This window comes from Streptomyces sp. NPDC107454 (genome assembly GCF_055582885.1).
The window spans coordinates 47,960-72,001 of the sequence record NZ_JBVJPA010000033.1 but is presented as its reverse complement, the minus strand read 5'-3'; the positions used below and the strand labels follow the sequence as shown (position 1 = coordinate 72,001).

The 24,042-nt window shown below is 68.9% G+C and carries 18 protein-coding genes and 6 pseudogenes; 9 read left to right on the top strand and 15 right to left on the bottom strand.

What is annotated here, in order from left to right; genetic code table 11:
* Positions 1-327 (top strand): annotated as a pseudogene (locus tag ACZ69M_RS48760) (succinate dehydrogenase); the annotation flags it as partial.
* Positions 328-621: 294 nt separating this feature from the next.
* Complete coding sequence (locus tag ACZ69M_RS48755) at positions 622-1,368, top strand: SDR family oxidoreductase (RefSeq protein WP_470060148.1); 747 nt, start codon at positions 622-624, stop codon at positions 1,366-1,368.
* 193 nt (positions 1,369-1,561) lie between these two features.
* Here ACZ69M_RS48755 and ACZ69M_RS48750 read toward each other — a convergent pair.
* From ACZ69M_RS48750 to ACZ69M_RS48730, 5 genes and pseudogenes are all read right to left on the bottom strand, one after another.
* Positions 1,562-1,690: pseudogene (locus ACZ69M_RS48750) on the bottom strand (IS3-like element ISAar45 family transposase); the annotation flags it as partial.
* 196 nt (positions 1,691-1,886) lie between these two features.
* A complete protein-coding gene (locus ACZ69M_RS48745; protein ID WP_470060147.1) occupies positions 1,887-2,036 on the bottom strand; it encodes a hypothetical protein in 150 nt (49 codons plus the stop codon).
* Positions 2,037-2,386: 350 nt separating this feature from the next.
* Positions 2,387-5,119 (bottom strand): ATP-binding protein, encoded by a 2,733-nt coding sequence (locus tag ACZ69M_RS48740; RefSeq protein ID WP_470060146.1) that lies wholly within the window; start codon positions 5,117-5,119, stop codon positions 2,387-2,389.
* A gap of 420 nt (positions 5,120-5,539) precedes the next feature.
* Positions 5,540-5,822 (bottom strand): annotated as a pseudogene (locus ACZ69M_RS48735) (IS5/IS1182 family transposase); the annotation flags it as partial.
* Positions 5,823-6,450: 628 nt separating this feature from the next.
* Positions 6,451-6,954 carry an SsgA family sporulation/cell division regulator gene (locus ACZ69M_RS48730; protein ID WP_470060145.1) on the bottom strand — a complete coding sequence of 168 codons (504 nt, stop codon included), beginning with the start codon at positions 6,952-6,954 and terminating at the stop codon, positions 6,451-6,453.
* Positions 6,955-7,280: 326 nt separating this feature from the next.
* Between ACZ69M_RS48730 and ACZ69M_RS48725 the strand changes: the two genes are divergently transcribed.
* Entirely contained in the window at positions 7,281-7,784 is a 504-nt protein-coding gene (locus tag ACZ69M_RS48725; RefSeq protein ID WP_470060144.1) for a transposase, read from the top strand.
* 273 nt (positions 7,785-8,057) lie between these two features.
* Here ACZ69M_RS48725 and ACZ69M_RS48720 read toward each other — a convergent pair whose 3' ends face one another.
* From ACZ69M_RS48720 to ACZ69M_RS48710, 3 genes are read right to left on the bottom strand one after another with little or no spacing between them, the layout of a single operon-like run.
* Positions 8,058-8,852 carry a ferritin-like domain-containing protein gene (locus ACZ69M_RS48720; RefSeq protein ID WP_470060143.1) on the bottom strand — a complete coding sequence of 265 codons (795 nt, stop codon included), beginning with the start codon at positions 8,850-8,852 and terminating at the stop codon, positions 8,058-8,060.
* Positions 8,852-11,167 (bottom strand): HAD-IB family hydrolase, encoded by a 2,316-nt coding sequence (locus ACZ69M_RS48715; RefSeq protein ID WP_470060142.1) that lies wholly within the window; start codon positions 11,165-11,167, stop codon positions 8,852-8,854. Before ACZ69M_RS48715 ends, ACZ69M_RS48720 begins: the two co-directional genes overlap by 1 nt.
* Positions 11,164-11,991 (bottom strand): hypothetical protein, encoded by an 828-nt coding sequence (locus ACZ69M_RS48710; RefSeq protein WP_470060141.1) that lies wholly within the window; start codon positions 11,989-11,991, stop codon positions 11,164-11,166. The genes ACZ69M_RS48715 and ACZ69M_RS48710 overlap by 4 nt, the downstream gene beginning before the upstream one ends.
* A gap of 518 nt (positions 11,992-12,509) precedes the next feature.
* Here ACZ69M_RS48710 and ACZ69M_RS48705 point away from each other — a divergent pair.
* From ACZ69M_RS48705 to ACZ69M_RS48695, 3 genes are read left to right on the top strand one after another with little or no spacing between them, the layout of a single operon-like run.
* On the top strand, positions 12,510-13,316 hold the full coding sequence (locus ACZ69M_RS48705) for an SDR family NAD(P)-dependent oxidoreductase (RefSeq protein ID WP_470060140.1): 807 nt from the start codon (positions 12,510-12,512) through the stop codon (positions 13,314-13,316).
* Positions 13,317-13,355: 39 nt separating this feature from the next.
* Positions 13,356-14,078, top strand: a complete 723-nt coding sequence (locus tag ACZ69M_RS48700; RefSeq protein WP_470060139.1) for a lysophospholipid acyltransferase family protein — start codon at positions 13,356-13,358, stop codon at positions 14,076-14,078.
* Positions 14,075-15,775, top strand: a complete 1,701-nt coding sequence (locus ACZ69M_RS48695; protein WP_470060138.1) for an FAD-binding oxidoreductase — start codon at positions 14,075-14,077, stop codon at positions 15,773-15,775. The genes ACZ69M_RS48700 and ACZ69M_RS48695 overlap by 4 nt, the downstream gene beginning before the upstream one ends.
* A gap of 338 nt (positions 15,776-16,113) precedes the next feature.
* Here the strand turns inward: ACZ69M_RS48695 and ACZ69M_RS48690 are convergent, their stop codons facing one another.
* A complete protein-coding gene (locus ACZ69M_RS48690) occupies positions 16,114-16,977 on the bottom strand; it encodes an LLM class flavin-dependent oxidoreductase (protein ID WP_470060137.1) in 864 nt (287 codons plus the stop codon).
* 417 nt (positions 16,978-17,394) lie between these two features.
* Between ACZ69M_RS48690 and ACZ69M_RS48685 the strand changes: the two are divergent.
* Positions 17,395-17,490: pseudogene (locus ACZ69M_RS48685) on the top strand (DUF6233 domain-containing protein); the annotation flags it as partial.
* 167 nt (positions 17,491-17,657) lie between these two features.
* Here the strand turns inward: ACZ69M_RS48685 and ACZ69M_RS48680 are convergent.
* Positions 17,658-18,056 carry a MerR family DNA-binding protein gene (locus tag ACZ69M_RS48680; RefSeq protein WP_470060136.1) on the bottom strand — a complete coding sequence of 133 codons (399 nt, stop codon included), beginning with the start codon at positions 18,054-18,056 and terminating at the stop codon, positions 17,658-17,660.
* A gap of 557 nt (positions 18,057-18,613) precedes the next feature.
* Between ACZ69M_RS48680 and ACZ69M_RS48675 the strand changes: the two genes are divergently transcribed.
* Positions 18,614-19,180 carry an alkylmercury lyase family protein gene (locus ACZ69M_RS48675; RefSeq protein ID WP_470060152.1) on the top strand — a complete coding sequence of 189 codons (567 nt, stop codon included), beginning with the start codon at positions 18,614-18,616 and terminating at the stop codon, positions 19,178-19,180.
* A 210-nt stretch (positions 19,181-19,390) separates the two neighbouring features.
* On the opposite strand, the pseudogene ACZ69M_RS48670 reads toward ACZ69M_RS48675, so the two are convergent.
* Positions 19,391-19,660, bottom strand: a pseudogene (locus ACZ69M_RS48670) (L-serine ammonia-lyase, iron-sulfur-dependent, subunit alpha); the annotation flags it as partial.
* On the opposite strand from ACZ69M_RS48670, the gene ACZ69M_RS48665 reads away from it, so the two are divergent.
* Positions 19,587-19,811, top strand: a complete 225-nt coding sequence (locus tag ACZ69M_RS48665; protein WP_470060154.1) for a hypothetical protein — start codon at positions 19,587-19,589, stop codon at positions 19,809-19,811. The pseudogene ACZ69M_RS48670 and the gene ACZ69M_RS48665 overlap by 74 nt on opposite strands.
* A gap of 23 nt (positions 19,812-19,834) precedes the next feature.
* Here the strand turns inward: ACZ69M_RS48665 and ACZ69M_RS48660 are convergent.
* From ACZ69M_RS48660 to ACZ69M_RS48645, 4 genes and pseudogenes are all read right to left on the bottom strand, one after another.
* A pseudogene (locus ACZ69M_RS48660) lies at positions 19,835-20,174 on the bottom strand (serine dehydratase beta chain); the annotation flags it as partial.
* A 68-nt stretch (positions 20,175-20,242) separates the two neighbouring features.
* Complete coding sequence (locus tag ACZ69M_RS48655; protein WP_470060151.1) at positions 20,243-20,794, bottom strand: sarcosine oxidase subunit gamma; 552 nt, start codon at positions 20,792-20,794, stop codon at positions 20,243-20,245.
* 82 nt (positions 20,795-20,876) lie between these two features.
* The gene (locus ACZ69M_RS48650) at positions 20,877-23,744 is read right to left on the bottom strand and encodes a sarcosine oxidase subunit alpha family protein (RefSeq protein WP_470060135.1); all 2,868 of its coding nucleotides are present in this window, start codon (positions 23,742-23,744) and stop codon (positions 20,877-20,879) included.
* A complete protein-coding gene (locus ACZ69M_RS48645; protein ID WP_352052631.1) occupies positions 23,741-24,040 on the bottom strand; it encodes a sarcosine oxidase subunit delta in 300 nt (99 codons plus the stop codon). Before ACZ69M_RS48645 ends, ACZ69M_RS48650 begins: the two co-directional genes overlap by 4 nt.
* Positions 24,041-24,042: the final 2 nt, after the last annotated feature.

Below are 24,042 nucleotides of genomic sequence, written 5' to 3'. Positions count from 1 at the left end.
GGACTGGCGGAGCTCGCCGCGATCGAGAAGCGGATGGAGGACATCGGCGTCCACCCCGACATCGCCGGCTTCCAGGACCTCGCGCACACCTTCGACCTCAAATCCGCCGCCCTGGCAGCCCGCGCCACCCTCGAAACGGCTCTGGAACGTCGTGAGACGCGCGGCTGCCACAACCGCAGCGACTACCCCGCACAGGATCCCGCCCAGCGGGTCAACCTCGTGTGGTCCCCGACGACGGGCATCACACGCGAAACCATTCCTGGCATCCCGGACGAGATTTCCGCACTGATGGAGGAAGTCTCGACCGACGGAAAGCTCGCCGAATAACCTCGGACAACGCTGCGAAGCAAGCAATGGCGGCACACCCGGCCACTCCTTCGAGCACACCGGCCAACCACCGCGCGGGACCGTGACGCGACCCGGTGAAACAGCCTCACCCTCGCGCACGTACCAGGCCATCGAGGGCCCAATCCGGGAATGTTACCGATTCTTACGAACCCCTGTCACAAGGAGAGCTGCTGTCCGGTCTCTCCTAGCGCGGACCGAAATTCGTTCGGCGTCGACGAGGAACTCGTCGCACACGCGCGCCACACCATAAAAAAATTACGAAAGGACACCGCTATGAAGGTCGTAGTGATCGGTGGAACCGGGCTCATCGGCTCGAAGCTCGTTGGCAAGCTCAACGAGTACGGGCACGAGGCGGTCGCGGCCTCGCCCAACACCGGCGTCAACACTCTGACGGGCGAGGGTCTGGCCGAGGTCCTGGAGGGCGCGACGGTCGTCGTCGACGTGTCCAACTCCCCCTCGTGGGGCGACGAAGACGTCATGAACTTCTTCCGTACCTCGACCACCAATCTCCTGAAGGCGGAGGCAGACGCCGGCGTGCAGCACCACGTCGCACTGTCCGTGGTCGGTACCGACCGACTTCAGGAGAGCGGCTACTTCCGCGCCAAGCAGGCACAGGAAGAGCTGATCAAGGCCTCCGGCAGCCCGTACTCCATCGTCCACGCCACCCAGTTCTTCGAGTTCGTGGGCGGGATCGCTGACATCTCGACCGAGGGCGACACCGTGCGTCTGGCCCCCGTCAGGTTCCAGCCCATCCACTCCGACGACGTGGCCGCGGCCGTCGGCCGCACCGCGGTCGGTGCCCCGGTCAACGGCGTGGTGGAGGTCGCCGGCCCCGACGTGTTCCAACTCGACGAACTCATCCGTCAGGTACTCGCCGACAAGGACGACGCCCGCACGGTCGTCACGGACCCGAACGCCCCGTACTCCGGTGCCGAGCTGGAGGAGACCACGCTCGTACCGGGACCTGACGCGCACATCGCCGAGACCCGGTTCAGCGACTGGCTTGCGCGGCAGCAGTAGGCCCTGCGAGTGGCCCCTGGCGGCAGTCAGGGGCCACCCCGGCCTCAGATTCACCCCACCATTCAATCGGAACCGCGTTGGCCTTCCCTTCTGGGACGAGTCGCTTCCGTACGTCTCTCACAGGTCCAGGATTCGACGTTCTCGACGGGCAGCACTTCGTTCGAGCAGTCGGTGTGCAATGCAAGGCCGCCGCATCCAGAATGCGTCCCTGGATGACCGACTCCATGGCTGCGTTGTCGCCTGCAGCTCCGACACTCCCCATGGATCCGGCGATCCAGTGACGGTCGAGTGCCCGGACGAATCTCCGGGAGCGGAACTGGGCGAGTTCAACCGGTCGTTGCATCAGCGGGCTGTTGTAGTGAGCGTAGTTGCTCCTCGAAGACCTCGGCTGGTGGCCGGCGATCCTCTTGCGTCCCGGCAGATCCGCCGCGCGGTCCGGCCGGCTCGGCAGTCCCGACGCGGCTGGCCCTTCGACCAGGAAGCGGTAGCCGCACTCCGGGTCGTCGGTAAGCATCGAACTATGCGTTCGCGCGATGGGCCTCCTCGATCGCGGCATCGGTCACCAGGTGCGAACCTGAGCTGAGCCAGCGGTAGTAGGGCTGTCCGGCGAGCTTGAGTCCTCGGCACGTGACCATGACCAGAGCCCCGTCCACGGCCGACTCCTTCACGAGCGTGGATCCTCTTCCCGCAGATTCCGCCTGCACCAGGTGGACCGCGGGCCCGACGCATGACCTCGTCCTGCTGCTACAACAGCTTGATCCGCCGACGCCCCTCCCGCAGCTCCCCGTTCGCCTGCGTGGTCGTTCCGGGTTTCACCCCCGTCGTCGATGTCTGCACAGCGCATCCACTTCGACGGCGTCATCACGTGGACTCCGAAGTCGGCGCCACCTGCTCCAGCGTCACACGCGGGCCGCGGTTCCTTGCCACCCGCACGACACCTTCGCGGAACACTCCCGGATACGGCTCCGGCAGAACGGCATCCTTCCCACCCGCCCTACAGGGCAGGCCAGTTCAGATGTCACTCTGGGGCGCTGGACACGTCGGACGTGGGCTGTTCATCGTGAAGTGCGGCCAGTGCGGCAGCGAGCTTGCCCCGGCCGGTGATGCCAAGACGTGGATAGATGCGGTACAGGTGTGCTCCGACGGTGCGGTGCGAGATGAACAGACGCTGGCCGATTTCCCGGTTGCTCAGCCCCTGCGACGCCAGCACGGCTATCTGCATTTCCTGGGCAGACAGTTGCTCGCTGGTGTTCGTGTGCCGGCGGCCGCTCGACTCGCCGGTGGCACGCAGCTGCTCGCGGGCCATCTCGGCCCAGGGCCGCGCGCCAACCCGGTCGAACTCGTCGCGAGCCAGTCGAAGCGGGTGCCGGGCGTCCACGTTGCGGCGTTGGCGGCGCAACCAGCGCCCCTGGTTCAGATGCAGCCGGGCACGCGACAGCGTCCAGTCGGCCGGCAGTGCGGCCAAGGCTGCGGCGTAGCGCTCCTCCGCGGTGTCGTCCGGAGCCAGCACCGCGTCGGTGTAGGAGTGAGCCACCACCATCATTTCCGAAGGCAACCGTCCGGCCAGCTCCGGAAGGTCGGCCAGCAGTTCCCGAGCCTGCTTCACGGTGCCCGCGGCGATTGCGGCGTCGGCCAGGTCCGGCGCGAGCAGCCAGCGGCTCACCGAGTGGTAGTGCGGGTCACCGGGATCGAACGCGCGCGAGAGGACGTCGTACGCCTCCATTGCGCGGCCGTCGAAGAGCGCGAGCAGGCCGTCGGTCTGCTGCGCCATCACGGTGACGAACGGCATACTCGGGAACAGGCTGTGCATGCGCAGGTCGCGGACCGTACGGGCTGCTTGCTCGGTTTCTCCACGCAGCGCCGCCACCAGGCCGGCCGTAGCCTTCAGTCCCAGCCAGACGATCCATTCCCCGGTCTCCTCGGCCAGGGTGAGCCCCTCGGTGGACTCCTCACGAGCTTGCTCAAGCCGGCCGAGGTACACCTGCGGCCAGCTGGAGGCCAGCGAACGGGCGAGCAGCCCGAGTCGGCCCTGCGAACGCCACGCCGCGGCCGCCGCCGTGAGGTACTGGACGGCGCGGCTGATGTCGCCGATGACCATGGCACCGCTACCGAGAAAATGCAGGATCCGGCCGTCTTGGCGGTATGCCCAGATTTCGTCGCGCCGCGCGATCACGTCGGCCCCGTACCGGTACGGCTCGGTGTACGCCCGCACCGCCAGCCGGTGGGGGGCGTCCTGATCGGGATTCCATCGATCCAGTTCTGCTGCGGCCTGCGCACGCACCTGCGCGTCGCCGTCCTGGAAGAAACATCGTGCGGCAGCACGCCACAACAGGTTCTCCGCGACGTCTCGGGCTCCCGCGTCGAACGCTCCGGCCGCTGCGGTGACCATGTCCTGGATCCGCCGTTGAGGTTCACCCGCTTCGAAAGCAGAACTGTCGGACACCACCATGAGGCGAGCCCGCTCCACCCTGCCCAGCTCGCTCATGTCGGTGCGGCCCAGCAGCATCTGAACGCCGACGCGGTCATTGATCTCGCTGGACAGCTCGGCCGCCCGGACCAGGATGCCGGTGCGGCGCTGCGCATCGAGGACAAGGTCAGCCGCCTGACGCAGCGCCGGGACGGCAGCCGCCACCTTCCCTCGGGCCTGCGACGCATCGGCGAAACGCTCGAGCCGGGCGGCCAGTTCCTCGTCCGGCCCGATCGTGGCCGCCGCCTCATGGGCAAGTTGACGCTCGGGGGTATCGCCCATCATCGATGCGAGGGCACGGTGAGTGGCCAGTCGATCGGCGAGCGTAGCGTGGGTGTAGATCGCCGTGCGCATCAGCGGATGGCGGAATTCGGGGGAATAGCCGACCAAGGTGACCAGATCCGCGTCGACCGCCTCCTGCACAGCGTCAACGGAGACCACCGAGTCATTGAGACGACTCGACACGTCCAGCAGCAGATTCAGGGGCGCGCCCGGCTCGGCGGCAAGGACCAGGAGCAACGTGCGACACTCCCGGCTCGCCGAATCGGTACGCGCGGAGAACGCGTCCTCCAGCCGCTGGGTCAGCGGCAGGTCTTCCATCTGCGCGGTCACGCCCTGCACCGCCTTGGGCAGCTCCACGAGGGCCAGCGGATTACCCGCGGCACGCTCCAGGATGAGTTCCCGCAACGGCGCCGGCAGGTCGGGCGTGCCGACATCGAGCAATTCGGCGGCGGCCTGTCGGCCGAGCGGTTCCAGAGGGAGATCCAGGAGCACGTACGACTCGGAGTAGTGGATCCGGGCGGCTGCGATCACCTGGACGGCGAGGTCGCGGGTGCGCCGGGCAACGAACTTGAGCACGTCCCTGCTGGAGGAATCGATCCACTGCACGTCGTCGATCAGCAGCAGGAGCGGCTGCCGGTTGGCTGCGTCGGCGAGCAGTTCAAGCACGGCCATTCCGACCCGATATATCTCGGGCTCGGTGTCCCTGACGCCGAACGCGCCGCTCAGCGCCGACCGGTACGGAGCCGACAGGTCTTCCATGCCATGGGCGACCGGTTGCAGCAGCAACTGCAGCGCGGCGAATGGCAGCCACTGCTCGGGCTCCACCCCGGACGTGCGCAGTACCTTGAAGCCGCTCTCGGTGGCCTCGGCCCCGACCGTGCGCAACAGAGCCGACTTGCCGACACCAGCGGCGCCATGGACCAGCAGCGCACTGCCGTGCCCGGCCGCAGCGTCCGCCAGCAGCCCACGCAGGGTGCGCAGCTCCTTGTCCCGCCCGATCATGATGCGCGTACAGGTCCCGCCTGCTGCGGGGTTCCCAACAGCCCTGTCCCCACACGTGCCGCCACCGTGAGCGTGGGCATGCGCACCGGAAGGGGCCATGCAAAAACGACGCCCTCTGACGTCCGGCGTCGCCCTCCTGCGCTGCTTCCGCCGACCGTGGCGACAGAATGCTCACGCAGGGCCGGACGTTCACTCATCGGCACGGCAGGCATCGGGCACGGCACGTGAAGCTTCTCTCCGTCATGGGGTCGTTCTGACCATCATGCTACCCGTCAGGTGTGGTGACTCATATCGGTGAGACTTAACCATCAGTCAAACGACTCTCCTACGACGCAGCCAGCGGCACGTATCAGCTGATTCCGGGCGGATCCTTGACTCTGCCGAGTGTGATCCCGAGATGAACGGCTGCCAAGGCGGTCAGGCCATGCCCCGCTCGACGGGTGCACGGGCCGCCGGGAGAGCGCGGTTGACTGTGCGTTGGGTCGGCGAGGACCGGGACGCCCTGGCGTTCGCGGATCCGGACAATCCGGTGGGTACGGGCCACGGTCAAGCCGTGGGCACGGCCGGGAAAGCACGGCGAGGTCCGCAGAGGCCCGGCCGCCTCCTGCCCGGTCGCACTTCGCGGCCGTGCCGCCCAGAGCAGCACATAGTCCGGCTTGGCTTCGCGCGGGGCGCGCAGCAGACGGGGTGCACGGTCGGCGAGATGGGCCGGGGCGGGGGCGTACGGCGTAGGTACACCAGACCGACCAGGGCGTGAGGCGGGTCGAGTGCTGCAGGACAGGACACCAACAAGGCGCCTGTGCCGATGGGCTGAGGCTTCGGACCACAGCCCGGGAGCCTTGTGCGTTGCGGGTACCGACGCCGTCACCCGAGCACTGGCCACGCTGAAAGAGCTCAGTCACCCTGCGGGTCGAAAAGACATCGGCGAGCAGCACCACGCCGGGCGGCCCGTTGGCCGATTTCGCAACGCCGTCGGCTGGCGGTCCGGTCGATCCGTTCGGAATGACCGTTCGATGCCAGGCCTGTACGGTCCGGCCCGGAGCGCGCGTATGAGAGGAGACTCCGTCGTCGATGACCGTCTCGCACCTCAAGGCGGCTCTCTCTGGACGGGCGGGGCACCGTACTGAGGTCGTGGCGTTGTTGACATTGAGTGGCGTGGGGACCATTGCAGATGGCCCATGCGCGCCGGTATGTCGTCTCAGACAGGTGAGAGCGACGACGTAGTGCTGAGCACACGCCGTCGGTTTCCCCGCTCTTGAGACGACTCGTACACGTCCCAGGAACCGCCGGAATTACTCGATCAGGCTCGAAGGCACGCCTAATTCGGCTCGTCAGGTTTCATCTGGCAACTGACCGACGAAACTTTCGACACCCAGAAAACGCGTTTCTTCCCCAAGGGACACGACCTCGAAGGTGGATTTCAGGAATTCGTCGATCACCACCGCCGCCGCGGCTACAACAAATTTTTCCTTGCCCGACCGGAACGACATGTACACCAACTCATGACCGCGGACTTCGGCAGGCCAAATTTGGACATCACCGAGACCAGCGAGCCGCCGTCGGCCGGAAGTCAGAAGCTCGCGCCCAAATTCCCATTCAATGGCCATACCGGTGCCCACATTAAATACTACGAATATTGAATACGGCTCCGCACTGTCGTATCGGAGATCTGTCACGACCGACAGAGGCGTCTCCTCTTCGAGAAGAGCCACGACCGTCCGACATGTCACCGGCTCGGGCTGGATGTCCCACCCTGCGGGGCCATTTTGCCGGTGCCCACGATCTTTGTGAGCACACCCGGGGTCATCATCGGTGTCGAAGACCTTCCCACTCATGATTCGTCCTCTCTCGGCTTCCCGCCAACGACGCCTACTGATCGGTGTCCACTGAGCCGTGAACTGGGCAACGGTTGGTCCGGAAGGTCCTCACCTGCTCCGGTAGATCGGGTTACTACGATCCTGGGACCTGCTGAGACCTGATGCATCAGTCAAGTGACTATGAGCGGACGGGCCAGGTCGGATCGCGGCTCCGACGCGGCGCATCAGTCGAGCGACAGCACCGGGTCGCCACATGACCTCCCGGTGGATGACCCGGTCGTCGGAAACGGGCCCCGATCACATCGCCCCTTCGGAGATGGATCGTTCCGGACGGTTTGTGGGAGGTGGCAAGGCCGCTGCTGCCGCGGGCGGCGCGGGCGCGTCCACAAGGCTGCGGGGTCGCGAACATCGATGACGAGGCGGTCATCGCCGCGGTCGCCTGTGTGCTGGCCGGCGACTGCGCCTGGCGGGCATTGCCACCGCGCTTCGGAGCGTCGAAGTCGACCGTGCACCGTCGGTTTGTCATCTGGTCCCGTGCTGGGGTCCGGGGACGGCTGCATCAGAGGGTTCTCCGCCCCCTCGACGAGGAGGATCTGTTCGACCTGTCCCGTGCAGCCCTCGACTCGGCCCACATCCGTGTTGCACAGGGGGGCGAATACACAGGTCCGAGCCCCGCGGACCGGGGTAAGCCCGGTTCCAAGAGGCACGTCCTTTCCGACGTGAAACAAGGCCGACGACGTACCTCACCTGCGGCGACGGCTATGGGGCAAACGCATCGGCGTCCGCAGCACAAACGGCTCGTCCGCCCCCGGGCGCTGAGGCGTAGGCGGCGAAGACGCCCTTCTTGAGCCGCCGGCTGTTGTTACGGCCGACCGGGTCCGGCAGCCCCCGGACGTAGGCCCGCACTCGGCGCCGTACCTCGCCCCGGCCGAACCGCCGGCTCACCCGCGGGAACAACTTCTCCAGCTCGGCCGGCCATGCTCAGCTTCTCCAGCCGCACGACGCAGCTTCCCTGAACCGGTCCCGGGCTCGCCGTCAGCCCGTCAAGCTCGAAACTACAGCTGTGACGAACAGGGATGATGAAATTCCACTGGAGTACTCAAGCCGCTTCTACAAAAGCATCAGGAAGCGATACCGCGCTTCTCCATGGCGTCCTCGACTATGCGTAGCCCGTCCATGCCCGGCAGCTTCGCGATGTGCGAGTCGATGTCGCGGATGAGTTTACGGCCCTCGGGGCCCGCGAAGAGGTGAGTCATGACATGCGTGACCTCGTTCTCGGGCATGACGCCCGAGCCGACCGGGCCCCATGCCTTCTCGAGCGCCAGCCGGGCGATCACGCGGGCCTTCTTGCTTGCCGCGAGCCGGTCACGCGCCTGCGACGCGTAGAACGCGACGTGCTTCGTCTCCTGTTGCGCGATCCGCCTCAGCAGCGGTACCAGCACCGGGTGGCTCTCCAGCGCCGCAAGCCGGTGGTACGCCGCTGTCGCCGCCCACTCGTTCGCCGCGCCCCACGCCATGTGCACGGCGACGAAGTCGTTTCCGACCAGCCGTCCTATCGCCGTCAGCTTCACCGGCGCCAAGCGGTCCCTCCAGCCGAGCTTCAGACGGGTCGCCTTGAGCTCGTCGAAGTCGACTCGGACGCCGTGGCGCCCCAGCACCGCCGCGAGCGCCTCGCCGTGCCAGAACTCCTCGCGGTTCCACATCGTCATGAAAGCGCCCACCGCGGGCTCGTTGTGCGACGGGGTCGTCAGCAGGTTCCGCATGTAGCAGACCGTGTGGTACTCGATGTCGCACATGTAGCGCAGCGTGCGCAGCGTCTCCTCGGACAGCGGGTTGCGCTCGAACTCGTCGAAGTCGAGGTCGGCCCACTGCACGCCGGTGGAGTTCGCCGTGTACTTGTCTATGTCGAAAGCCATCAGTCACTCTTCTCCACGGTGTGCGTCGGAATCGTCGCCCGTGCCGCGATGACGTCGCGGCGCACACCCGAACCGCCGCTCTTCCAGCGATAGATGTTCCAGTTCCTCTTGTGGGACTCGCGCGCCAGCTCGGCGTCGGGGTTGATCGCCGAGGGCTTGCCCAGCAGCGACAGCCACGGCAGGTCGGAGTGGCTGTCGCCGTAGCCGTAGGAGGCCGCGAGGTCGTAGCCGCCCTCCTCGGCGTACCGCTGAAGCCACGCGGCCCTCGCCTCGTCGACGAGCGGCGGCTTCGCGAGGTACCCGGTGAGCACACCGTCCTTCGCGTGCATGGAGCTCCCGACGACCTCATCGAACAGGTCGGCGAGCGGAGCGGCGAGAAGGCCGATGGAGCCGGTGACCAGGACGGTGTGGTGACCTGCCGCACGGTGCTCGCGGATGCGCGCCAGGGCGTCCGCGCTGGTGTGCCGCAGCATCGTGTCGGCGTAGCCACGCCGCACGACCTCCTCGAGACGGGCGATGGGCATGCCGCGGTAGCGGCGCAGGAACGCGCGGATGAACTCGCCGCGGTCACGCCGCTCGGCGCGGAGGTAGCCGGGCAGCGAGGCGAGCAGGTCCGCCACCTCCTTCGGCCAGGCCGCCTTGCGGAAGCCCGCGGTGCGCACCCAGAGGTACTGCTCGACGATGTTGGAGTCGACGACGGTCCGTTCGAGGTCGAAGACGGCGAGTACGTCGGTACGCCGCGGCAGTTCGCGTTTGGCTCGGGCGGTCACCGGCCGGGCGGCCGCGGCCTTCCGGCGACGGTACGCCGCTGTCAGCTCGGTGATGGCGGGGAGGTGCACCTTCTGCAGGTACTCCTCCCAGTCGATCCGCTCCACATCGAAGCCACGGTCCTCGCGTATCTCGGCCGGAAGGGCGTTGTTCAGCGCGCGGGCGTTGCGGTCGTCGAAGATGATCTCGGTCTGCGCATAAGCGCGGTAGAGGTCGGTGAAGTTGCTGAGGGTGGCGATGCCGGCACGCAGCTTGGCGTTCTCGGTCGCGAGAGCGCGCTTACGCTCGTCGTTCGGCATCAGCCGCAGAGCGGCGTCCCACAGGTCGGCCTTCTTCTTCGCCAGCAGAAGGCCTCGGTTGAACCTGCGCTCGCCCCCGAACTTCCAGGTCGGTACTTTGACGAATCCGTCGTCCTTGGGTACCGGGTGCTGCGTGTAGTAGTCACGTACGTTCTCGTACATGCGGTGGAAAGGCAGCGGATTCGACGCGCCCGAGGCAATGTGGAAGTACTTCGGCTCGTCGGCAGGGGTCGGGTTGGCCGCCACGGCCAGGATCGCGTTGACGACGAAGTCGACAGGGATGACATCGAGGATCGAGTCGGGCAGCCCCGGGAAGTCCGGGAGCTGGCCGCGGCCGTAGGCGAAGATCAGCGGATCGGCGACCTTGAAGCCGTCGATCCAGCCGGGGAACGGATGCTGGAGGGCGCTCTCGATGATCGCGGGCCGGACCACCGAAAGCCGGTGTCCGGCCTCGCCCCAGAGGTCTTCCGCGGCACGTTCGGCGAGTGCCTTGGTCAGCGTGTAGACGTCGGTCCACCCCAGACTCTGCGCACGGCGCCGGCCGGCGGCGACGAGCTGGGAACGCACCCACTCGCGCCGCGCGTTCTCGCTCGCGCGGGCCGCCGCGATCGGGCCCTCCTTCCCGTGGTTGCCGCGGGCGTGGGACATGAACCGCTCGAGCGTCGCGGGCTCCCGCGAAGTCAGTTCGGTGCGCTCATAGGTCTGTGTCGCCAAGGTCCACTCGGTGTGCCAGTCGGCGTCGTGCTCGAGCTTGGCCTCGGGCACCACACCGCGACGGAGTCCCCCGACGTAGCAGGTCGACACGTGGACGACGTGCGGGTCGGATCCGGAGGCGAGCAGGGCCTCGTAGAGACTTACGGCGCCGTTGACGTTGGTGTCGAAGGCCTCGTGGATGGGCGGGTCGAACGAGACGGTCGACGCCGAATGGATGACGACGTCAAGGTGGGACGGCAACTCGGGAATGCTGGTCATGCTGCCGTCGAGCACGGTGATCCGCTCACGGACGATGCGCTCGGACTCTTCGGCGCCCGCAGTGTCCCGCCAGCGCTCGAAGACGGGTTTGCGCAGAAGCTGCCGGAGCCGGTCCTGCCCGGTCTGGCTGCCCTTCCCGCGTACGAGGAGCCAGATGTGGGTGGCGGGGTGGTCGGTGAGCAGCCGTTCGAGCACGGCCTGTCCGACGAAGCCGGTCGCGCCGGTCAGCAGGACGTGCGCGTTGCCGAGTTCGGTCTTCGCGTTGTTCGTTGTCACGGGAGGAGCCTCGATTCCACGGTGGATGCGACGCCTGGACGGATGCCGGGGAGCGCTGCGACCATCGCGCGGATATGGCCCGCTTCGGCTCGTCCGTTCTGGTCGCCGAAGACATGTCGTTCGAAGAAGGCGCGCTCGTGCTTGGAGCGGTCGACCGAGCCGAGCGGCCAGGCGGTGTGCCGCAGAGCGCGACGGGTGATGCGGCGGGCGCGGGCCGAGTGTCGAAGTCGCCGCTCCGCCTCCTCGGAGAGGAAGTGGATGTGGCGGTGCTTGATCTCCACCACGGGGTTGATGATCGACGCCATGGCGGAGGACGCGCCGGCCAGCCGCTGGTAGGCGGCCAGCGTGATCCATTCGTCCACGAGGCCCGTCGTCACGTGTTCGGCGACGATCTGCGTACCAGTGATGTTGGAGATGAGGGCGTGCCGGATCGGGCCACGGCGCTCGCGGCGCTCCGCCCGTACCCACCGCGGCGGACCGGCGCTCGAAGGCAGGTCGTGAGTGGCGGGAGAAGCATCCAGGACGGCGTCGAGGACGTCGGCGATCCAGTACTTCTCGAACATCCACGTGGTGAGGAACGCGGTGACCCGGGCGTCCCTGTGAGTCGCCGTGAGGAGCAGGTCGCTCATGCGGGGCAGCGTCGCGCGTTCCATGTCGCGCAGCGCGCGAACGAGCCGGACGGATTCGGCATCGAGCGGCTCTTCGGCGAGCGCCTCGAGGTCGAGCGTTCCGCGGTGACTGCCGTGTGCCGTACGGGCGAACTCACGCACGTCGAACCCCGCTGTCTCGGGCGTCGCGGTCGTCGTCTCGTTGTTTGAGTTCATGCACGGACTTTCTGGGGCGGGAGCGGGGGTGACTCTGCGGAGGCCCCGGAGCGTGCGCGAAGCCGTCGGGGGCCGTCACGTGTGACCGGGCAACCGGTGGATGTGTGACACATGACTTGGTTCCGCGTGGAGGCCGGCGGTGCGGCTGAAGGGATGATCCGGAGCCGGCCGACCGATCACACGACGGCCGGGACGTTGCCGGACACAGCGCGGGCGACAAGTGCCGGACGTTGCTGGGCATCGCCCGGCTGCGCGGCCTGAGGGCCTGTGGTCAGAGGGCGATCCCTGAGTCCGCATGAGCAGGTGCGGAAGCTCGTGTCACAAGACGGATGCATGCCCGGTCAATCGGGAGGAGCTCGTCGGACATCGAACATGGCAGCTCTTTTTGGATCTTCAGTTCCCCTACAGAAGAGGGTTGTCAACCAGGTGGCTCGGAAGGCCGGTGTCGGGATCGACGGCGTGGACCCGCTCATCCCCCCACGTGATCACTACGAGCGGAGAGCTCGGATGTCGAGTAGATGGCATATGAAACTGTGCTGAGCCGTACACGGGTCGCACTTGTCACCGGTGCCACGTCGGGTATCGGAGCATCGTTCGCGCGGGCTCTGACGGACCGCGGATGGGACCTTGTCCTGGTGGCGCGCGACAGGGAGCGGCTCGGCCGGATGGCGGTCGAGCTCGAATCCCGCGGCCGCGCCGTCGAGGTACTGCCCGCCGACCTGTCCGATCGCGCCGACGTCGAGCGTGTCGTCGCCCGGCTGGAGGACCCCGCCCGTCCGGTGGACATGCTCGTGAACAACGCCGGTTTCGGCGTGCACGCACCGATGACCTCGGCCGACACCGCTCCGCACGACCGGGCGATCGAGGTCATGGGGCGTGCGGTGCTGGTGCTCGCCGGCGCCGCTGGACGGGCCATGCGCGAGCGCGGACACGGCGCGATCGTCAATGTGTCGAGCACGGCCGGCTTCGTCACGATGGGGAGCTATTCGGCCGTCAAGGCCTTCGTGACCTCACTCACGGAGGGACTGGCGAACGAGCTCCATGGAACGGGCGTCACCGTGACAGCCCTTTGTCCGGGCTGGGTCCGCACGGAATTCCACGAGCGGGCCGGAATCCGGTCGTCGAGCATTCCGAACTTCCTCTGGCTCGACGCCGAGCGACTCGTCGAGACGAGTCTGCGCGACGTGCGCCGCGGACGGGTGATCTCCATACCGAGTTTCCGCTACCGGTTGCTCATCTGGTTCACACGTCATCTACCGCGCCACACGGTGCGGTGGATCTCGCGACGGATCTCGTCCAGCCGCAACGACAGTCTCACTCACTGAAAGAAGTAGTGCGGGCGAGCCCGCACGGGAAGGAAGCGGATGCCTGCGACGGTACGCGACCGTTTCACCTCACGCTCTCACGCTGCGGCGCGTTTCATCGCACAGCGGGGGCTGCTGAAGCCCGTCGTCTGGAGCGTGACCAGCGTCACGGTACTTGGGCGCGAGCGCTTGGCGAACATCAAGGACGCATATGTCGTCGTCGCCAATCACACCTCGCACCTCGACACGCCACTCATCATGGGCGCGTTGCCCCGCAGACTGGCGCGCTACCTCGCGGTGGGAGCCGCCGCCGACTACTTCTTCGACGTGTGGCGGCGGCGCGGCCTCACGGCTCTCTTCTTCAACGCCTTCCCGGTCGACCGCACCGGAGTGAACCCCCACAGAGTAAGCGCCAAGGCCCTGTTGAACCGGGGAGTGCCGCTCCTGATATTTCCCGAGGGGACCCGCTCGCGCGACGGATCGCTCGGGACGTTCAAGCCGGGGGCGGCGGCGCTCGCCTCGTCGGCCGAGGTACCGGTGCTCCCCGTCGCGGTCATCGGCGCGCACGAGGCGCATCCTCGCGGATCCAACTGGCCCAAAGCGGGCCGCCTGCCGGTCGGAGTCGTCTTCGGCGAACCGCTCATCGCCCATCCCGGAGAGTTGAGGAGCGAGTTCACCGAACGCATCCGCTCGGCGATCGTCACCCTGTCCGAGGAGCACTCCGACGGCATCCTCGGCGCGAATGCCACCTCACGTCGCGTACTTGAAGGAGACCGTTCGTGACCGAACCCACCTACCGCACCGACTCGATGCTCGCTGGTGAGGTGAAACACATGAAGTGGTGGGGCTGGGGCCTGGAAGGTGTCGGCTTCCATCACGAGGACAAGCCCGGTTTCGCGCCGTTCGTACAGAAGGCCGTCGGTCTCGATCTCTGGGCGGACGAGCACGCCGAACGGCCCGACTTCTCGCAGTTGAAGGTGCCGGCCTCGACGGCACCGGAGGAGTTCGTCACCGTCCTGAGCGGCATCGTCGGAGCGGGGAACACCGTCATCGACGACCTGTCCCGGGTCGTGCACACGTACGGTAAGAGCCTGCGTGACCTGGTCCGCATCCGATCCGGCGAGATCGCGCGCACTCCCGATGTGATCGTCTACCCGGCCGACGAGGCGGAGGTGCGACGCGTCGTCGACGCGGCCGTCGAGGCGGACGCCGTGATCATCCCCTTCGGGGGCGGCAGCAACATCGCGGGCAGCCTGGAGCCGCACCCGGACGAGTCGCGGGTGGTCGTCTCACTCGACCTCGGCCGCCTCAACCAGGTGGTGAAGATCGACGCCGACTCCGGCCTGGCACGCATCCAGGCCGGGGCCCTGGGCCCCGATCTCGAGGCTCAACTCAACCGGGCCGGCTGGACGATGGGGCACTTCCCCGACTCGTTCACCCACTCGACGCTCGGCGGGTGGGTCGCCACTCGCTCGTCCGGCATGCAGTCGGACAAGTACGGCGACATCGCGGACATGGTCAAGGGGCTGCGTGTCGTGCGGGCCGGCGGGGTCCTCGTGATCCGTGCCGTTCCGAGCGCGTCGACCGGGCCGAGCGTGCGGGAGATGGTGGTGGGCTCGGAGGGACGGCTCGGCGTCATCACCGAGGTCACGGTGCAGGTCCACCGGCTCCCCGAAAAGCGTGCCATCCACGCCTACTTCTTCAAGAACCTCGACCACGGCCTCGCCGCGATGCAGGAGATCGCCGAGAGCGACGTCTCGCCCTCCGTCACCCGTATCTCGGACGCGCACGAGACGGGCTTCTCCCTGGCGACGAGCAAGGAGTCGAAGGGCATCCAGAAGAAGGCGCAGGCCGGCCTCATGGCGTATCTCAAGAGGCGTGGCTGGAACCTCGACGAGATGTGCCTCTCCTTCATCGGCTTCGAGGGCGGTGAGGCGCACGCGAAACGGCAGAAGTCGCTCGTCGACCGAATCGTCCGCAAGCATCACGGCATCGGCGTCGGCAAGGGACCCGGTGCGCTCTACGACCAGAAGAAGTTCGACACGCCGTACATCCGTGACTTCCTGCTCGACCGCGGTGCCGCCGGTGACGTGAGCGAGACCGCCGGTCCCTGGTCGAAGCTGCGTGGCATCCACGCGGCGGTCTACGCGGCAGCCGACCGCGCCTACGAGAAGATCGGCCGCAAGGGCTGGACGATGTCACACCTGTCGCACTCCTACCACTCCGGAGCCTGTCTCTACTTCACTTTCGCCTTCGTCTTCGGTGACGACCCGCTCGGCGAGTACGACACCGTGAAGCGCGCGATCCAGCAGGCGTTCATCGACGCCGGCGGCACGATCTCGCACCACCACGGGGTGGGCCTGGAGCACGCGCCGTGGCTGGAGGAGGACATCTCGACGCAGGGCGTCGCGATCGTGTCGGGTCTCTTCGACGCTGCCGACCCGGGCGGTAACTTCAACCCCCGCAAGATCGTGGTCTGAGCGCGGCGGTCCATGGGCCCGCGAGCATGGCCGGTTCGCGGGCATGGGCGCGGCCACGCCGCGAACCGGACGGATCACACGCGGCGGCGTGTGATCCGTTTCCACGGCTGGGGCCTGGGTGCTCTGTCGTCGGACATTCAGCGAGGGCTCCTGCCACGAGCCAAGGCCATCCGCGCCTTCATGCTGTGCAGCTGCTGCCCAACGTCAGCCGCGATGCTCATCAGCGCCTGCTCGGACTGCACTGCGTCGACTGCGTCATCATGAGCGGCCCCGGCTACCGCCCCGACAAGCGCCCGAAGGGACCCACCGACAAGCCCGGCGCACCCTCGAACGGCCCATCAGACCACCGGCGGCCCCGCCTCGATGCGGCGTAGCACCGGGAGCAGACGATCAAGGTCGGGGCCGGTCTGGACCTGCCGTTCGTCCCACCAGGTGGCGCCGGCGTCATACAGCGGACCGATCATGTCCTTGGCCTTGGCCGCGTCCAGGGGCGTGGCACCGCCGAGCACGAACTCGAAGGGGCGCTCGGCTCCGGCCGTACGCTGCTTGCGCACGTAGGCGACCAGCTCCCGTACCTCCGCCACATCCGGCGCATGACCATGCCGGGCCGTCTCGAACAGCGGCACCGCGCCGTCCCACCGCGCTGCCCGCCGCATGGGCGCACGACGCGGCCAGAACCCGCCGATCCACACCGGCGGACCGGGCCGCTGCACGGTGGCGGGCACCAGCGTCACGTCCCGTACCTCGAAGTGCCGGCCGTGGTGGTTCACCGGCTCGCCGGACCAGAAGCGCCCCAACAGTTCCAGTCCCTCGTCCAGCCGCTCGGCGAGGAGACGTGGCTCGGCGGAGTCGCCGAAGCTGCGGTATTCATCCTCGACGGGACCGCCCAGGCCCGCGGCAAAGGTCACCCTGCCACCGCTGAGGTGGTCCAAGGTGGCCACCTGCCGGGCGAGTTGCTGCGGACGGTAACGAGGGACCGGCGTCAGCAGGGTGCCCAGTCGGATCCGGGAGGTCTCCAGCGCGGCCGCGGTCAGCAGCATCCAGGGGTCCCCGAAGGGACGCCCCTGGTGCTGTCGGTGCAGTACGTGGTCCCAGACGAAGAGCCCGTCCCAGCCTGCCTGTTCGGCGGCAGCCGCCACGGTCGCGACGTTACGCGGGTCGGCGAAGTCGCCGAAGTTGGGGATGTTGATGGAGAAGCGCATCCCAGCAGCATGCGCAGCCGGTCATGACGATGCAATCGGATTCGGATCCAGGCGTCACGGCAGTCCGCCGACGGGGCAGGACTACGCCGCTTCATCACGGCACCTGGGCCGCGGCTGGACTGGCAGGACTGACCCGTCAGGCTCGCGCGTCGCGAGCTGGGCCCGCCTGCTGCCTTTGAGGAGGCAGGACGGCAAGCGGACCGCGGCCTCGTCGGCCCTACACGCCGACAGACAGGGAAGAAGGAGCTCACGGTGAGTGGATGCCGTACGAGATGCCCTCGCTCTCGCTGGACGTCAGCCGCCGAGGCGGTCGCAGCGCCGGCCGAAGGGTGCTGGTCCCCTGCCCACCTTCACGCCCCCCGTCGACGAAATCGGGCTACGTCGTCCAGCTGAAGCGCGCACCGACCGGGCCCGAGCCCCCTGATCCACATGGCCGATCGCACCACGATCGAGGGCAGCTCTCATCCGATCCGGGCCGATGAAGCACGTGCCGCACTCGCGGACCCGCACATCACGGCGTGCCGGCAGCGCGTCGCGCCGGACACAGACCGGGCAGCCGCCGCGATCCTGCTGGGGTGCGCCCCTGGGGAGGTCTGCTACTGCCCGCGATGCCAGGGGCTCACGCGCCGCTATGGGCCCAAGGCCCAAGGTTCTCTGGCCTGCCTGTCCCAGGGGCTGCGTCAGCCGGCTGTGAGGATGCGGCAGATGTCTCCCTCGGCGCAGCTGGCGGGGTCGGTGGCGGAGGCGGTGCGGGTCAGTTCTCGCAGCATGGCGCGGGTCGCGTCCAGTTCGGCGATCCTTCGCTCGACGTCGGCCAGGTGCTGGTCGAGCAGTGCGGTGACGTGCGCGCACGGTGCCTGGCCACCGTCGCGGATTGCGAGGACGTCACGGATCTCGGCGAGGCTGAGGCCGGCCGCTTGGGCGGAGCGGACGAAGCCGACCCGGCTTGGGGCGTGGGCCGGGTAGTCGCGGTAGCCGCCCGGGGTGCGGGGCGGCGCCTCCAGGAGTCCGGCCTGCTCGTAGAAGCGCAGGGTCTTGGTAGTGGTGCCGGTGGCGGCGGCGAGGGCTCCGATGCGCATACCTTCACCGTAGCCCTTGACCTTCCAGTGTGGTGGAAGGTCTAGCGTGGGCCGCACGGCCTGGAGGTGCCACTGATGCGCGTGGAGATGTTGACGGTCGCGGATTGCCCGAACGGCCCGGTACTCAAGGAACGGCTGGCGCTCGCCCTGGCCGACCGAGCGGACGTGGAGCTGACCGTGCACGTGGTCCACGACCAGGCGGAGGCCGAACGGCGCGGCATGCGCGGCTCGCCGACGCTGCTGGTCGACGGTCGCGACCCGTTCGCCACCCCCGGTACTGCGGCCAGCGTGTCCTGCCGTCTCTACCGTGGCCTGGACGGCCGGATCGGCGGGGCACCATCCCTCGAGGAGCTGCGGCAAGCCCTCGACACGACAGCCCCAACCGCCCCAATCGCCACTACCGCCACTACCAGGCAGCAGGCCGCGCCGGACAGGGCCGCCTCGCCCCGATCGAAGGCGGCCTACGCGCGGTCCAGCAGGCCGTCCTGCGCTCCTTCGCCACCACCGGCACCGCACCCGGCGCGGGCGAGCTGGACTCGGCAGCCGAGCCCTTCGGCATGCCGGCCGCCCGGGTGCTCGCCGAGCTGGCCACCGAGGACTTCCTCACCCTGGACGACACCGGCCGCATCCAGGCCGCGTATCCGTTCTCCGCCACCCCCACCGAGCACGTCGTGCAGATCGCCGGCGGGCCGACGGTGTGGTCGATGTGCGCGATCGACGCGCTCGGCATACCGGTCATGCTCGACACCGACACCGTCATCACCTCCACCGACCCGGTCACCGGTGAACCCGTCCGCGTGGAGTTCACCGACGGGAAGACCAGGTGGCAGCCGGCCACCGCGGTGGTCTCCTACGGCGCCCGCCCCGGCACCGGCCCGGCCGCCGCCGTGTGCTGCGGCTACCTTCGTTTCTTCACCGCCCGGACCACGGCCGAGCAGTGGACCGGGCCGCAGGCCGACCTCAGCGGCGCCGTCCTGAGTCAGGCCGAGGCCGAACGCCTGGGTGCGGACATCTTCCGCCAGTTGCTGACCGCACCGGCGGTCCGTCCGGCGGCCGGAGCGACCTCGCGGACGGGCCCGGATGGAGACCAGGGGACACAGACACCCACGCCAGCGCATCTCTGACGCGTGGCTGAGTCCCCGCAGTCGGTCGCCGCCCGGGTGAGTGCGCGTACCAGCGGAGTCACGCGGTCGGTGCGCCAGATCAGGGCCCACTGGACGGGCGGGGCATCGTGGAGGGAGAGGTGGACGACATCGGTCTGCGCGTTGTACGAACCGCACGTAGTAGTGCAGTACGGCCGGGATGATGCCGGCCGCCCCGTTGGGCGGGGCGGTCACGATGCGGCCGCCGGAGGCGTTCTCCTCGTTGACGGCCAGGGCGAACAGATTCACCCAGTCCATGACCTGGAGGGGATCCCCGCCGTCGGTCTTCGCGTTCAGCCCCCGGAACAGGCCCGGTGCGCGGCGTGGCACGCGCAGGCCGCCGGGCAGCACCCCTTCGCGCCGGCATCCGCGCTCCACGGATGCTCGCATGACCGACCACAGGTGCAGCAGTCCCGACCGCACCTCGGCCTCGGGACGCCAGGCCTGCCCGTTGGCGAGCACGATGTCGCTGACGGCGAGGTCTTCCCGGGCGCGGAGCGCGAGCAGTTCGACCGCCGAGTCGAAGGGGAAGCGCACCCGTGTCGTGTCCGCGACGACGCGTGCGCTGCCGGTGGCGGCCTCGTCGACGACGAAGCCTCCGCCCATGGAGTAGTACGTCCGCTCGTCCAGCAGCCGGCCGTCGTCCGCGAAGGCATGGAACACCGTGCCGTTGGGGTGCGCGGGCAGGGACTTGCATCGGTGCAGCACGAGGTCGGCATCGCCGTCGAAACCGATGCGGTGCTTGCCCGCCAGAAGCAGTGCTGCCGGCCCGCACCTCCGCCACCCGGCCATCGGCCCGTCCGGTGTCCACGGTTGCCGGATCCTCGTCCTCCAGGCCGAGCACCACCGCCTTGTCCGAGCCGTGCCCGTGGCCCGTCGCACCGAGCGACCCGAACAGTTCGGCCCGCACTCGGCCGACGAAGGTCAGCAAACCCTCGTCGTCCAGGCGCTGGACGAAGCGCCGCGCCGCGCGCATCGGCCCCACCGTGTGGGATGAGGAGGGGCCGATGCCGACCGAGTACAGGTCGAACGCGCTCAGCGCCCTCAGGGCGCTTCCGGGCCGCGGTACTCACTCATCGCGTCGATGAGCCAGCGGGCCAGGTAGTCGGCGAACGAGGAGCGCGGCAAGAGCTGGTACGTGGGTGCGTCGTCGACCTGCCGGAGCAGTACCGCGACGGGGCCCACCGTGGTCGACACCGCCTGGCCCGGTGCGAAGGACCGGGGGTGCAGGTCCAGTGGGCAGCCCTTCTCCAGTACCTGCCGGGCCGTGGGGCCGCTCAGCTCCAGGGTGGTGCGGTTCGCCGAGACGTCCACGACCGAGCCCGGGTCGCCGCCGAGTGCCTCCCGCAGCTCTGCGGTCACGGCGGTCGCGTCGGACCGGGACAGCACGAGCCACTCGTCGGGGCCGAGCCAGAGGGCCGTGTGAGGGCCGGACGCGGTGGTGTGGCCGCATTGGAGCGGGAGCGGCGCCCCCAGGGCCTTCTCGATGCGGTCGGCCGCTTCGGACGCGGGATCGACACGCACGTTGACCATGCCGGTGAACGGCCGCTCGGCGAGCGTCACGCCGCGGGGGCCGGTGACGGTGGCGGCGCGCATCCGCTCCACCAGATGTGCCAGGGGGCTGGTGCGCTGGGCCACGGGGCCCGCGCCCGCGCCGAACGTCGGCTCAGTCGTCTCGTCAGCCATCTCGCTTGGTCCCTTCGGGGTCGTAGAGGACGAAGTCGGTCACCTCGACGGGCACCAGTTCCTCGCCCACCGGGGCGAGGAGGGTTTCGCCGATCCTTGCCCGTCCGTCGGAGACGAGGGCGAGGGCGAAGGGGCGGCCGAGGGCCGGGCTGCGGTAGCTGGAGGTGACGTGGCCGAGCATCGGCACGGGCACCGTCTCCAAGGCGACGTCCGGCGCGACGAGCTGGGTTCCCTCGGGCAGCCGGGTCGTGCGGTCGGCCGGCAGCAGGCCGACCAACTGCTTGCGGTCGGTGCGGGCGGTGTCGGCGCGGGAGTAGGACCGCTTGCCGATGAACTCCTTCTGCTTGGAGACCACCCAACTCATGCCCGCGTCCTGCGGGGTGACGGTGCCGTCGGTGTCCTGGCCGACGATGATGTAGCCCTTCTCGGCCCGCAGGACGTGCATGGTCTCGGTGCCGTACGGGGTGATGCCGTACGGCTGCCCGACCTCGTACACCTGCTCCCAGACGGCGCGGCCGTACCAGGCGGAGACGTTGATCTCGTAGGCGAGTTCGCCGGAGAAGGAGATCCGGCAGATGCGGGCGGGGACGCCGGAGGCCAGGGTGGTCTCGCGGAAGGCCATGAAGGGGAACGCCTCGGCGGACAGGTCGACGTCGGGCGCGAGCCCCGCGACGACCTCGCGCGCCCTCGGGCCTACGACGGCGATCGTCGCCCATTGTTCGGTCACCGAGGTGCAGTGGACGTCGAGTTCGGGCCACTCGGTCTGGAGCCACTCCTCCAGCCAGTCCAAGACCCCGGCGGCGCCGCCGGTCGTGGTGGTCATGAAGTAGCGGTTGTCGTCGAGGCGCAGGGTCACGCCGTCGTCGAAGATCATGCCGTCGGGCTTGCACATCACGCCGTAGCGGGCGAGGCCGGGCTTGAGCTTCTTGAAGGCGTTGGTGTAGACGCGGTTGAGGAACTCCCCCGCGTCCGCACCCCGGATCTCGATCTTGCCGAGGGTGGAGGCGTCCATGACTCCCACGCCTTCACGGGCCGCGCGGCACTCACGGGCCACGGCCGTGTCCATGTCCTCACCGGGCAGGGGGAAGTACCAGGGGCGCTTCCACTGCCCGACATCCTCGAACACAGCCCCCTGAGCGACATGCCAGCTGTGGATGGACGTGGTGCGCTCCGGATCGAACAACTCGCCGCGCTCACGCCCGGCCAGAGCGGCGAACGCCACCGGCGTGTACGGCGCCCGGTAGGCCGTCGTACCGATCTCCCCCGGTGACGCACCCGCGCCGAGCGCCTCGGCGATCACGCCGATCGCGTTGACACCGGACGTCTTGCCCTGGTCGTTGGCGGTGCCGAGCGAGGTGTAGCGCTTGACGTGCTCGACACCGCGCATGCCGGCGCCGGTGGAGCGCCAGACGTCGGCGACGGTGACATCGCGCTGGAGGTCGACGAAGTGGGTGTCCCAGGTGCCGGGTTCGCCGTCGGGGGCAGGCACCAGCCACAGCGCGCGGACCGGGCCGGAGCCTTGGTCATCGCTGGACGACGGTACGGAAACCGGGAACCCGGCCTCCGTCGCGGCCCGCGCACCGGCCCGCGCCCCCTGCGCCCGGCAGCCGTCGAGGTCGTACGTCCCGCGGGCCGCACCCACGACCTGCTGGTCCCGTACGGCGCCGTCGGGAACGAAGGCGACCAGGTCCTCGTCCCAGCGCAGCCGACCCTGGCGCTGGCTGTGCAGGTGCACCACCGGGCTCCAACCGCCCGACACGGCGAGGAGGTCGCAGTCGAACGCCTGGGAGATACCGGCGAGTTGGCCGTGCTCGTCGAGGGCCTGGACGGTGACTCCGGTGAGCCGGCCGTCGCCCGCGGTGTCGACCACCGCGCTGCCCGTCAGCACCCGCACCCCGGTCGCCACGGCGACCTCGGCGGCCCGATGGGACAGCTCGGCGCGCGCGTCCACGACGGCGGCGATCTCGATCCCGGCGGCGTGGAGGTCGGCGACCGTGTCATAGGCGCTGTCGTTGGTCGTGCTCACCACGGCCCGCGAGCCCGGAGCCACGGCGTACCGGTTGAGGTACGAGCGCACCGCCGCGGCGAGCATCACCCCGGGGCGGTCGTTGCCGGCGAAGACCAGCGGACGTTCGTGGGCGCCGGTCGCCAGGACCACCTGGCGGGCCCGAATGTGCCACAGACGCTGGCGCGAGACGCCTTCGGACGGGTCGGGGGCGTCGGCTCCGAGATGGTCGGTGCGCCGCTGGAGGGCCAGCACGTAGTTGTCGTCGTACGAGCCGAACGCCGTGGTGCGCTGGAGGACTACGGCCTCGGGGGCGGCGTCGAGTACCGCGTGGACCTCTGCGACCCACCGGAGGTCGCTCTCCGCACCGGAGAGCAGCGAACCGCCTGGCTCGGGCTGGTCGTCCAGGAGGATCACGCGGGCGCCGGAGCCGGCCGCAGCGGCGGCGGCCGCGAGGCCGGCCGGTCCGGCGCCGACGACCAGGACGTCGGTGTGGACGTACTTCTTGTCGTAGACGGCGGGGTCGGGGGTCGGGTCGAGCCGGCCCATCCCGGACAGAGTCGTGGCGGACAGACCGTCGTACAGCTCCACGGTCGTCGCCGGGAGCATGCCCTCCGCGCACGAACCGTCGAGCTGCACCAGGGCGTTGGGCTCCTCGACGCCCGCCGAGACGATGCCGCGCGGACGGCTTCGGTAGAGCGACGGGGCGACCTCGACGCACCCGTTCGCCAGCATCGCCGAGGCGACGGTGTCTCCGGGGTGCCCGGTCAGCTCCTGCCCATCGACGGTGAACCGCAGCACGCGGTCACGGTCGACACGGCCCCCCTGCCGCAGCCGGAATCGCTGGTCGGTCATCGGTTGTTACCTCCGGCCTGGGGCAGTTCGGGGCGGGGCTCGTCGAGCCGGTAGGCGGCGAGCACCTCGTAGGTGACGGTGTCGCGCAGGACGTTGAACCAGCGGCGGCAGCCGGTGCTGTGCATCCACCGCTCGGCGAAGGGGCCCTTGGGGTTGTCGCGGTAGAAGACGTACTCGGCCCACTGCTCGTCGGTGAGGTCGGCGGGGTTCTCGGGATAGGGGACGTGAGCCTGTCCCCCGTAGTGGTACTCGGTCTCGTTCCGCGGACCGCACCAAGGGCAGGTGATCAGCAGCACGG